Below are 12,051 nucleotides of genomic sequence, written 5' to 3' on the forward strand. Positions count from 1 at the left end.
AAAGCAACTCATTGGCCTCGTCATTCTTCTTACTTCCCTGAATGCCCTCTCTATTACATTCGTTGTCCTTAGCTTCACCAAGAGCTCTTAGGTGTATAGTAAAAGTTCAATAACTCCTCTAAGTCCTTCTCTATGCCTGCCTTCCTTACACCTACGAGGTGGCAATTTTTATCTCTTTATAACTCTCATGCCCTTAATCCTTTCATCACTTAACTGCCAAAAATCCTTAAAACTACTTTGATATCCCTTCATAAATCTGTTAAACTTACCTCAGTGAGTTCTACTTACATGGGTGTTCTCACTTTCTTTGAAAAATTCATTTTTAATTACGGAGGATACAATCTTTTTCTTTAATTTTCAATTTTACAAAGAAAATTTTACATTACCATCTTTAGCTGAGTAAGAGCGTGTCAAAGGAAAATAAAGCGTGGCATGGTGTCTCTTTTAAGCTGAGATATTCAAACCCGCAGGTTTATTACTTTAAAGGGTGAAGCGAGTTCGTAAATTAAGACTGTACTTATCAACAAGTTGTTAAAGATGTTATCCTATTAAAGCAGGACTAGTAATTTAAAGGAATAAAATTTGTATAGAGAGTGATTAGAGCTGTTTATATCCTGATCTTTTAACCTTATGGTGTTAGATTATGAATTTAGAAAAAATTCTTATAAAGCTTTTAGAAAAGACCTATCAGGCAGGGGATCTATTAAAATTTTATTATTCAAGAGGTTCAGAAGTAACGCATAAAGGAACCATTGATCTCGTGACAGAGGCCGATCTTGAGGTTGAGGCCTTTCTAAAAAGGGAGCTATCTACTATCTTTCCTGAGATTTCTATCCTTGCAGAGGAATCACATAGTGACTGGTCTTTTTTATCATCTCAAGAGCTATTCTTCTGTATAGATCCTTTGGACGGAACAACTAATTTTGCCCATGGACTGCCCTGGTTTGCTATCTCTATTGCCCTATTAAGAGGTAATGAGCCGCTTGCAGGAATTGTCTATAATCCTGTAAAAGAAGAACTTTTCTATGCCATCAGGGGCGGAGGTGCCTTCTTTAATCATAAAAGGATTCAGGTCTCAGAAAGGAGTCCTTTAATTAACTGCCTGTTAGCTACCGGGTTTCCTGTATCAAAAATTATGGAAAAACCCGAGTATTTTTTTAAACCCTTTGAAGAGTTTATGATCAGAACAAGGGGTATCAGAAGATTTGGATCAGCTGCCCTTGATTTAGCCTATGTAGCTGCAGGTAAATACGATGGTTTTTTTGAAGCCTATCTTAAACCCTGGGATACCGCTGCAGGGATTCTGTTAGTCCAGGAGGCTAAAGGTAAGGTAACGGATTATCATGGAAACCCCTTTAATCTCTTCAAGCATACAATAATTGCCTCTAATGCCTTAATTCATGATGAAATGGTTGAGATCTTAAAGAATAGGGATCCAGAGAACTTTAAACCTTTTTGAAATTCTGTATGCCTTATATCAGAGGCACACAAGTTTTCATACCCTTTATGAACTTCACACCGCTCGAATAATGTAAAACTGAAAAAAGAAAGGCAGATTCAGCTTCTGTAAGAAGGTTCAGGAATAGTTGTATAAATCTGAAATTGAGCCCCCCGGAAGGGGGGCAATAAATCATACCAGTTTTAAAACATTCTTCACGGAGACAACTCCTATAACTCTGTTATCTTTTACTACAGGAAGATGCCTGATTTTGTAATCAATAAATTTTTCAAGGGCTTCTTTTAGGGTGCTATCAGGATTTAAGGTGATAACCTTAGTAGTCATGAAATCCCTGACAGGTTTACCTTTATTAGCCTCATCACAACACAGGGAACTCATTAAATCCCTTTCAGAAATAACGCCAACAAGTTTAGATGTCTCGCTACTGATTACAGGTAAAAATCCTATATTCTTTTCTACCATAAGCTTAGCTGCATCAATTACAGGAATATCATCTTTAACTGAAATGGGAGAGGTTAAAAATTCCTCAACCTTTACTCTTTCAGTAAAGGGTTTCTTTATACCCGCTGAAATTACAGCCACCTCATTGAAAACATACCTTGGATCAACATAGCCAATAATATTTTGGTTCTTATCTACCACGGGTATACCCTTAAGTCCCTGTTGCTGTATCAACACCACCGCATCTATAACTCTTGCAGAATCAAGTACTGCATCGACTGGGATGGTAACTTCTTTTAATGGCGTGCCTAATCTGTGACCTGAAACAAGTGCCTTGAGAAGGGATCTTTCCTCAACAATGCCTGCGTATCTCCCATCATCTGTAATGATAGCGATTCTTTGCTCTTCAGTTTGCATTTTTTTCATGGCTTCTCCGATGGTCTGCTGAGAAGACAGGATTAAGGCTTTATGAGCAAATTTTCCGGCAGAAAGCTCTTCCCATAATCTCTCTCCACGTGTCTCCCATCCCTTAAAAATATAAAGCAGGGCCATAATCATGGGGATAATGGTAGACCAGATAATGATGGAGAGATAAATATTACCCGTAACTTTATACAGAAGGGTAATCATAAAGGGAGTAAGTCCGCCTGTAACACCATATCCCATATTATAAGTAAAGGCTATAGCAGTAGTTCTTATCTTTGCAGGGAAGAGCTCAAGCAACATAGCTGACATGGCACCGCTGTATCCTATACCATTAAAATAAGTTAACACTGCAGTAAGTAAAAAGAGAGCTGTATAATCAGGAGGATTTACATAGTTTTTCATGTAATGGAAAATCAAAGGGAAAATCAGGGCATTAGCATAAATACCTATAAGAAGTATCGGTCTTCTGCCAATTTTATCTGAAAGCCATCCAAAAAATAGATAGGTCCAGAGAGCGATGTAAGTAGCATAGGCAAGGATTTTTCCAGCATCTCCTGCAGAAATACCATGGTGTTGCATGTAGTAAGATACATAAAGCTGATTTGTGTACCAGATCGGTCCATGAGCGCCAATCACACCTATCCAGGCAAGTACAAAGAGCCAGAGATAATGCTTATTTGTAAAAAGCTCCTTTATGGGTGCGCTGGTAACCCTTCTTATCTGTTTCAGGGCAGTGAAAACAGGAGTTTCTTTATATAGAGTATGAATAATTATAGCCACAATAAAGACTGCTCCACCGGCGATGACAAAACACCATCTCCAGCCATAAGAGTTGAAGGCCTCCAATCCGAAGTAATTTTGCATTAAAGAAACGATGTTTCCGGCAACGGCCATTCCGGTTGCAGCTGTTGTGAACAGAAAACCTGTAATCAATCCCCTTCTGTGATCGGGAGTAAATTCACCAAGATAAGTAATTGCAGCACCAAAGCCTCCTCCTAAAGCAAGTCCCTGAATAATTCTAAGCATAAAAAGGCCTAAAGAAGCCATAATACCCAGAGTGGCATATCCAGGCAGAAGGGCGATACCAATAGTACCAACCATCATCATGGTGATGGCCGTAAGAAAGGCAATCTTTCTACCAAATTGATCACCAATTTTTCCGAATAAAAGGGCTCCAAGAGGTCTAAATAGAAAGCCGATTGCCAGGGCAGCAAAGGATGCAAGTAAACTAGCTACCGGATCATCACTTGGAAAATAGATATTGGCAAGAACTCTAGCTAAAATGGCATAAACATAAAAGTCCACCCACTCAAGTAAGGCTCCAGCCCATGATACTATGGCAACCGGTACAATCTCTCTAAAGACAACCCGCTCCTTTTCCATAAATAACCTCCTTTTGTAACAGGATTTTTATATACAAACAGCATTAATTTTAAATTCTTTTATTTAAAGTAGTAAAGAGCAAACATGCAGGCAATGTCAATACTTCTGTTTAAATTACTATATGATTTATGAAAAAGGTCAGGGCTGTAGTTATAAATGACTTTAATTAGAACAGTTATTCACTGCTGAGATTCTTCCGTCAGATAAAAGGCTATCAAGAAATTCATCTTAAACTTTAAACATCAATCAAGTATTTGCAAAGTCTCATCCCTTTAAGCAGAAAAAAACCCCTTTCCAGAGAAAAGGGGTTATAAAATTAAATTTAAAATATAGTGTACTTTTATCCGAGCCCAGCGTGTGGTTTAGCAATCTTGTCAAGCTCTCGCCTTGCTGCCATATCCATTAGCACACGCTCTGTCCCAAATCTTCCGGGTTCATATCTTTTTAGCTTAAGTGCCTCTCTCGCACTGTCTATATACTGAAGTGCTAGCTGTAGCATCCTTTCAGGGTCCTGTTCAAAATGCATCGCCCCCTTGAATCTCTCATACCAGACCTCTGTCATTATCCTTGTAACCTCTCTTGAAGAACCTACAGGCGACTCACCTCCGAATATCACCGGTACCCCAGAGGCTGCAAAATAACATCCTATGGCTATTGCCTTCTCACTCATCCACTCAGGTGCTATTCCTACGCCTGGCATACCACCTATCTCATCAGACAGACCTCCTTCATGAGCCATTGCTGTAAGGATTGTAAGTATCCTTGAATTATCCACACAGGCACCAAGATGAAGTATTGGAGGTATTCCTATTGCCTCGCAGACTTCTCTTAACCCTGGTCCAGCATGCTCAAGTGCCATTTCAGGTGTAAGATAACCTGCGGTGCCACAGGCAGCAGAACCGCATCCTGTGGAGACGATAAGGACGTCATTCTTTATAAGCTCTACTGCAAGGAATCTATGAATTCCTGTTGATGGAACTCTCGGATTATCGCATCCTGCAAGTCCAACAACTCCACGGATCCTTCCAGCCATAATGGCATCATTAAGGGGCCTGAAGGAAGCACGCCATCTTCCACCCTGCATGTATTCAATATATTCATGTGAGAAACCTGCTATTACAGGATACTTATCCGTTACATAACTTCCCCTCGACTTTCTGTTGGGGAAATTATCTATTGCAATTTTTACAATCTGTCTTGCTACCTCTTTTGCCCTGTGCTCATCATACCCAATATGCACTGCACCCGGTATCTTTGCCTTCTCTGAGGTGGTTATTACCTTTGTATGAAACTTCTTTGAGAGCTCTGTAATTGCTGGCATTATGCACTGTACATCTACTGTAATAGCATCTACAAGACCCGTCATTATCCCAAGTTCCTGATTCGTAAAACCACCAGCTGTTGGAATACCGTGCCTTATGAGTATCTCGTTTGCTGTGCAGCACATTCCTCCTAGGTTGATCCCTTTAGCGCCCTTTGACTTTGCATAGGCAAGCATCTCAGGCTCAGAAGCAACCTCCACTATCATCTCTGCAAGGGTTGGTTCGTGACCGTGGACCACTATATTCACTTCATCTTCCTTAAATATTCCGAAGCTCGCCTCAGCCCTAACAGGTTTTGGCGTTCCAAAAAGGATATCTGTAACATCAGTTGATATCATGCAGCCGCCCCAGCCATCTGCCAGTGCTGTTCTTAAGCCATGAAGGAGGAGATTATCAGGGTCATGGTCAACTCCAACTGAGGTTCTGTGCATTGCTTCAGCAATCTCTCTATCTATGTTCCTTGGAACAATTCCCCACTTCCTCCATCTCTCCTGTGTTTTTTTAGGAGCTCTCTTTATATAATTCAATTCGCCCTGCTGTCTCTGATAATCCTCAAGGAATTTCAATGCAACATCCCTTGCAACATCCTTTACAGGTCTTCCTTCAAATTCTACTCCAATAATCTCAGCAACCCTGTACAGTTTCCTGACATCCCTTATCTCAAAATCCTTTGTCTCTCCAAGACCTGCTGCAAGCAGTGTGAGGACCATATCCCTTGCATGGTCACTGTGGGCCGCTGTTCCAGCAGCTATCATTCTCACAAGGTTTCTTGCTACAACAGTTGGAAGATCTGCGCCACAGACACCCTTTGCCTCCTCTTCTGCGTTAGGACCTACAAGCCTGCAAGGACCCATATGGCAGACCTTGCAGCATGCACCTGAATGGCCTATAGGGCAGGGTTTAATTTTTTCTGCCCTTTCAAAACATGTCTCAAGTCTCTGGGTTTCTGCCCATTCTATAATTCTTTCTGCTGCTTCATTTGCACTTTTTATAAGTTTCTTATCCATGATTTGCCTCCTTATTTTATTATTGGTTCCATCTCAAGAGCAGGATGGCCCACCTGTGTTAGAAATTCAAGAAGTTTCTCCGAGTCCTCACATATGGTCTCATCAGCAATCTTATCAAGAAGGTCAGGTACGCCCTCTTCCTCTGCCCTTTTCTGAAATGCCTCTTTTATCCTTTCCTTGAGTGCCTTCGGCATCCATACTATTCTCCTTAATCCTCCATCGCCATAGAGGAATTTTCTGCTTGTAATGAAATTAACTCCTATGCCCATGAATCCCGGTGTCTGCATTCCACCACCAACTGTTCCAGCAAGTGTAGAGAACTTCATTCCTATTGGTGTCATACCCGTAAACCCCCTGTTCACAATCATCACACCATTTGCCTCAGGAATGATCGCAACAATACATTCAAAACATCCACAGGATGTCATTGGATTTTCCATTATTGTGTAAAGATTCAGTGTCTCCACAGCTCCACCTGAAGCCTTCTTAAGATATTCATCAACACCTGTGTATCTACCATATACAGGATCAATCAGTTCACCCTTCGGAACAGGCTGGTTACCACCTGTGGGATCTATTTCAAAGGCTGCCTTTGCATCAAGCCAGTTATAGGCACCGCATAGCCCGAGCCTCTCCGGAGTTATTACACACACATGGCTGGGTGCAAAACTCTGACATAGAAGACAGGAATAAAAGGTATCTACAGCCTCATCTGTAAGGGCTCCGAGTCTCTGATCCCTTTCTTTGTAAGCCTTCCTTGCCTCCTCCATAACCCTTAGGACATCCGCCTCCTCAGTGTAGAGTGTAACCTGCACCTTGTCAACTATCGCACTGAATCTGTTCTTCATCATTGTTGTATGGATTATCCCGAGGTGCTCGAGTGTTATACCTGCATTCTTTGCTGCATGGCTTATCCTTATCCAGTTTATATCCCTCTGACCCATGTGCCAGAGTCCCTGTGCTTCATTAATATTGTGATGAATCTTTCTCTCAATGACTGCCTCAAAGTCCTTCTGCATCTTTCTTCCAGCAACCTCTATAACCATCCCCAGTGGCATCTGACCGCCTTTCTCATAGCGTTCCTTCCAGTTATCACCAACTATGATTACCTTTCCATCCTCTATCTCATCAAGTTCTCTCATCCTTACCCATTCAAAGGAAGGAGTCCTCTGTCCACCGAATTCTATGAATGTATCTTCCTTTCTTATTCTCTCACCCTCAAAGGCAGGACCGTAGGAAACCGGTATTGGTGGTTTTGTTACTATGACTTTGAGACCCCTTACCTCTATTGCCCTCTGTACGATCTTTGAGTGGTCAAGCTCCCTGTCAACCTCTTCATAGGTACAGACTCCTGTAGGATGAATAACAGGGACCTCTGTATCGCATACAGCTGGATAACCCATATTTATAGCTCCAGCTCCTGTTGACCATTTAATATCATCAAGCTCACCGAGCACAAGGGCAAAGGCAAAGACCCTGTCCTTTGTGTATTTAAGGTGGGCTCTGTAGTCTCCTGGTTTATTGCCACCAAAAATGAGTGAGGCCCTTATTGACCAGTCAAGGGCATAAAGGGTGTGTTCTGTATCAGGCCCGAGTGGAACAATATAGGTATCCCATCCAAGCTCAACTTTTCTGTTTAAAAGCTGTTTTGTTACACTTGTAAGTTTTCCATTTCTGTCACGGGCCTGACCTGAAAGGAATACAAGTATATTCTTTTCCTGAAGTTCTCTAACTATCCTTACAGCTATATCCTCATCAGGAGCAGCTCCAATAATTGCAGCAAAACCCGGCATCCTTCCATCAACAAGCTGGATACCGAGATTCCTTTGAATAGTATCTGTGATAAAACCATTATAAACATAACCTGTCTCAGGGTCCTTAGCTGGCTCCTGTCCGTTTATATACCTGAGAGCAAGTATGATCTCCTCGGCAAATAGTGTTGCCATTCCTGAATCAAGGGCTTCTCCGAGATATGGTCTCCATATATGCTCCTCAGGTTCTGGATGAAGTAGTTCCTTTGCAAAACCAAGGGCAGCCTTCATGTCCTGAAGGGTCTTTACGGCAAAACCTGTCATTGCATAGATCATGGGAAGATAAAAGGCAGTATCAGGAAATTCAAATTGATAATCCTTTCCCTTTTCACTGATTGCTTTCTCAAGAGCCTCCTCTGCCTCTTTTACAAGTCTATGTGCTCCTCTAATGGCTGCTGAGGCGATAATCTTTGACATTTCTACCTCCAAATTTATTAAATTTATTATTAATTATTTAATTAAATTAGTCAACTCATTCTCTGTCTTAAAAAGGCAGGTATTCCGTTTGCCTCTCTTGGTCCAACAGTGACCTTCCATCCAGGAAGCTTCTCTTCTATTGCTCCGCTCAGAATAGCCACGTAGCCTGGGATGATCAGCTCCCTGTGACTTATCTCATTTTCTACTCCGCTTTCCTTTATAAACTGCGCTATCTTTGCAGCAGTAAATTTTCCTGCTGCCCAGGCTGTAAGAACAGAAAGACCCTCACAATCCATAACTGCAAGCCTTGAAGGAACCTTGCTATTTTCTATCTCTCCTGAAACAATAAAGTATGTAAGCGAAAAGTTCGTGGTGATAAGAAGGGGTGAATCAGGCTTTGGTTCTCCTATCTTGTATATCTTCTGTTCAACCTGCATGGGAACCTGAGGATCTGTATAAATGTTCTGCCTGAAGGTGAAGAGTGCAAGATTCTTCCATCTTTCAGCGCTGCTCAATACCACTATGGACGAATATTTCATCACACCCAGTGCAGCAATTAATGCCTCAAGGAGTTTATCATCTCTCTGGCATAGATTTATGACAGGATATCCCAGGGGTTTGAAGCCTTTTTTAAGGCTCGCTCTTCTTATAAGGGTGTTATGCTCAAGAAGCTGTTTTGCCTTTCTTGCATTACTGTCAATCACGAGGTCTTCCACTCCAAGGGATTTTATCCTTTCTGTAAGCTCGGCTAAAGCCTCAAGGCCATCGGCCTTCACTCCTAAGGGAACCTTATAGGTCTTTGCAAGGGAACACATCTTATCTGCATTATCTTTATCTGCACCATAAAGAAGTGGTCTCTCTGAGGAAATAATTTTGAGAGCCCTTTCTGCTGCTTCAGGATTTACTGTAGATATAATAAAAGGTACACCCGATGCCTTCTGAAATACATTCTTTACAACTGTCTCGAAATGTGATGGATCTCCTGATACATTATCTATAAATATTGCATCAATTCTCAGCCTCTGACCTACCCTCTCAATCTCAGAGGTAAGGATATCATCTAAAGTTTTCTCAATCTTTTCATTACTATCTGTATCCTTTATCTCAACAGCAAAGACTGTAGGATTAACAAACTTCTTTTCATGTCTGAAAAGCACCGTCTCCTCACCCATCTTAACTGCCCTGTCACCGATTCCAAAAGTCACAGGTCTTATCGGTGGAGCCGATGCCTCACTGAGAATCCTTTTTGCCTCTTCTGAAACATCAGGACATTGATCAAGGGATGCCTGCCTCTGGGCAAGCTTCATTGCAAAGGCTAGACAGGTAGGATGTCCGCACTTCTTACAATTGGTCTTTGGAAGAAGTTTAAATATCTCTACACCTGTTAAGGCCATTTTTACCTCCTTATTCCATTAATTCATCAACAAATCTCTCGACTGCACTTACAGCCTCCGGATGTCTCATGATAAGGAGCTCTGCTCCTGCAATAAGCATGGCTGCGGCTGTCACAGCTTCCCAGGCAATAGCTCTCTCCTTGAGTGAACCCCACAGCGGGAGTTCAAGCTCTGATGCCTGAGTCTCCTTGACCTTCCAGACATAGGTACCTACATCTCCGAGCATGGGAGGTTGCATAACTGAATCATTCTGGGTTAGTGCTGCAAGTCTGATCCTTTCCATAACTGAGTAGGTATACTCAATTCCATAACCAAGGGCAGAACACATGGGATCGGTAATGAGCCTGTCTTTGGGAAACCCCATCTGGGTGATAAGTATATTTAGCTGTTTGGATAGATTTATATCAAGCTCGGACATTGCAATGAGCTTATGATTGTGAGCCATTGCAGCAGCAGTAATGGTTTTATAGTTACCCTCCTGAGCCTTACCAATTATACAGTTTCTGTCCTTTGCAGCCTCAGCAACTGCCACGAGAACTTCAGAATCTTTTTCCACATGATTGCTCCCAAGTATAATGAGTGGAACCTTTATGGCAGCCAGAACATCACTAACGATATTTTTAGCATACTCTGGAGTTCGATTCTCTCTGTCGGGATGGGTTCCGATTAGCCTCAGGGCTATTGCCTTTGCATTAAGTTTTTCTTCGCAGAATTTTGCCCATGTAACCGGATCATAAGATACTTCATTGTAGATGACCTTTACGGTCTCGGGCCAGTCATCTGGTGGAATGTCCTGAATCTCGTAGGCTATAACAGGTCTATGAAGGATTGTACCTTCAAAGGAATGAAAAGGCAGCACATTTTCACCACCAAAACTGACTGGTTTATCTGTTCCAATAGTTACCTCAAAGACCTTACCAGAGTAACTTTCCTTTGGTGCAACAAATGCCATTTTTACCTCCGTAATTAATAATCAGTAATTCATAATGCGTGATCAGCCCGGATTAAATTATAAACCCTTACCCATCACGCACAACACATGACCGTTTTATTACATCTCTAGATAAGAATGGGCATATAGGGTCCTGCCCGTAATTATATCAATGGTTTTTTTAATTATCAGCTGTTTTCTTGAATCATTTATTTCCTTTCCTGAAAGTACCGCTTTAAATAGTTCTCTCTCCTCCATTGCCTCTGCCATTTCCTTTGGATCAGCTATGGCTGCATCAAGCCCTGCTTCAAGCAGCATCAAAAAATAGTATTTATTAATGATTGGTCTCAGTTCCTTCGGACAGCCATTTGATATGTTACTCAAACCCACGACAGTCTTCATTGGAGGGTCATTCATCTCTTTAAACATCTTTATTGCATCTATAACCTTCATAGCATGGTCCTGGGATGTGGCAACCTGCAAAACAAGGGGATCAAGATAGAGATCCTCAAGGGGAACCCCGTATTCCATAGCCCTTGCCATTATCTCCGCTGCAATAGCAGCACGCTCACCGGCATCAGCAGGTAGACCGCCCTTACCAACAGTCAATCCAATTATCTGACATTTATATTTTGCAGCAAGCTCAAGCATCGGAAACCTTTCTGGATCATTTGATGTAGAATTAATTAAAGGTCTGCCCCACTGATTATTATGAACCTTTAGACCTGCCTCTATTGCTTTATAATTTGTTGTATCCAGGCAGACTGGAAGTGGTACTGCCTCCTGAATTGTTGTGACCATCCACTCCATGAGTGCCTCACCACTATCTTCAGCAGGTCCTATGTTGGCATCTATCATACCTGCTCCAGCCTTCCACTGTTCCCTTGCTATTTCCTGAATAGGAGCCTTATCCCTCTTGAGCATTGCCTCTCTAACCCTTTTAGCGATAATGCTGAGCTTTTCTCCTATTATGAGCATCCTTACCTCCTCATTTTTAGCGGAAGATGAACAACTTTTTCAGGCTTAAAATCCTGGCTGAATTATATAAAATCCAGGAAATAAAACACCAAAAACTTAAGTTAATAAGAATAGCATAAACTATTTTTAAAGTAAAGATTTTTTGGAATTTTTTTATCTTATAAAGCTATAAATTGCCACGAAGGGTAACAGGTGTTACTTTTTTTCAATATACGAAAAATTATTAATCTGACTATCTTTTTTAAATATCCAGATAATACTGAAAGCCCTCTCCTGATAGGCCCTTACAAGACCGAGTCTGAGTAGTTCAAGAAGGGCAAGAAAGGTTACTATAACCATATCCTTAGTTCTCATGCCTTCAAATAGGTCTTCAAAAATATCGCCAAAACTGCCAAAATCAAAGTCAGCAAATCCACCGCCAAATCCACCAGAAAAACCACCGCTGCCTTGCGCACCATATTTCGGGTCAAACGCTGCATGGC

Annotated in this window: 8 protein-coding genes; 1 reads left to right on the forward strand and 7 read right to left on the reverse strand. The window is 41.6% G+C overall.

Going from position 1 to position 12,051, the window contains the following annotated elements:
• Positions 1-643: 643 nt before the first annotated feature.
• On the forward strand, positions 644-1,459 hold the full coding sequence (locus N2257_08980) for an inositol monophosphatase (protein ID MCX7794516.1): 816 nt from the start codon (positions 644-646) through the stop codon (positions 1,457-1,459).
• 171 nt (positions 1,460-1,630) lie between these two features.
• Here the strand turns inward: N2257_08980 and N2257_08985 are convergent, their stop codons facing one another.
• The 7 genes from N2257_08985 to N2257_09015 form a co-directional block, all read right to left on the reverse strand.
• Positions 1,631-3,709, reverse strand: a complete 2,079-nt coding sequence (locus N2257_08985; protein ID MCX7794517.1) for an MFS transporter — start codon at positions 3,707-3,709, stop codon at positions 1,631-1,633.
• Between the two features lie 340 nt (positions 3,710-4,049).
• Entirely contained in the window at positions 4,050-6,038 is a 1,989-nt protein-coding gene (cooS, locus tag N2257_08990; protein MCX7794518.1) for an anaerobic carbon-monoxide dehydrogenase catalytic subunit, read from the reverse strand.
• A gap of 11 nt (positions 6,039-6,049) precedes the next feature.
• The gene (gene acsB, locus N2257_08995; GenBank protein ID MCX7794519.1) at positions 6,050-8,266 is read right to left on the reverse strand and encodes an acetyl-CoA decarbonylase/synthase complex subunit alpha/beta; all 2,217 of its coding nucleotides are present in this window, start codon (positions 8,264-8,266) and stop codon (positions 6,050-6,052) included.
• Between the two features lie 50 nt (positions 8,267-8,316).
• A complete protein-coding gene (acsC, locus tag N2257_09000; protein MCX7794520.1) occupies positions 8,317-9,660 on the reverse strand; it encodes an acetyl-CoA decarbonylase/synthase complex subunit gamma in 1,344 nt (447 codons plus the stop codon).
• Between the two features lie 10 nt (positions 9,661-9,670).
• Entirely contained in the window at positions 9,671-10,612 is a 942-nt protein-coding gene (locus N2257_09005) for an acetyl-CoA decarbonylase/synthase complex subunit delta (protein MCX7794521.1), read from the reverse strand.
• Positions 10,613-10,711: 99 nt separating this feature from the next.
• Positions 10,712-11,569 (reverse strand): dihydropteroate synthase, encoded by an 858-nt coding sequence (locus N2257_09010; GenBank protein MCX7794522.1) that lies wholly within the window; start codon positions 11,567-11,569, stop codon positions 10,712-10,714.
• A gap of 195 nt (positions 11,570-11,764) precedes the next feature.
• Positions 11,765-12,051, reverse strand: a 287-nt coding sequence (locus tag N2257_09015) for a hypothetical protein (protein MCX7794523.1), incomplete at its 5' end; no start/stop codon positions are given.

The sequence above is a fragment of the Thermodesulfovibrionales bacterium genome (assembly GCA_026417875.1).
Taxonomy (GTDB): Bacteria; Nitrospirota; Thermodesulfovibrionia; order Thermodesulfovibrionales; family CALJEL01; genus CALJEL01.

Coding starts and splice junctions, on each gene's coding strand:
- N2257_08980 (MCX7794516.1), top strand. CDS start 644: ATGAATTTAGAAAAAATTCTTATAAAGCTTTTAGAAAAGACCTATCAG.
- N2257_08985 (MCX7794517.1), bottom strand. CDS start 3,709: ATGGAAAAGGAGCGGGTTGTCTTTAGAGAGATTGTACCGGTTGCCATA.
- cooS (MCX7794518.1), bottom strand. CDS start 6,038: ATGGATAAGAAACTTATAAAAAGTGCAAATGAAGCAGCAGAAAGAATT.
- acsB (MCX7794519.1), bottom strand. CDS start 8,266: ATGTCAAAGATTATCGCCTCAGCAGCCATTAGAGGAGCACATAGACTT.
- acsC (MCX7794520.1), bottom strand. CDS start 9,660: ATGGCCTTAACAGGTGTAGAGATATTTAAACTTCTTCCAAAGACCAAT.
- N2257_09005 (MCX7794521.1), bottom strand. CDS start 10,612: ATGGCATTTGTTGCACCAAAGGAAAGTTACTCTGGTAAGGTCTTTGAG.
- N2257_09010 (MCX7794522.1), bottom strand. CDS start 11,569: ATGCTCATAATAGGAGAAAAGCTCAGCATTATCGCTAAAAGGGTTAGA.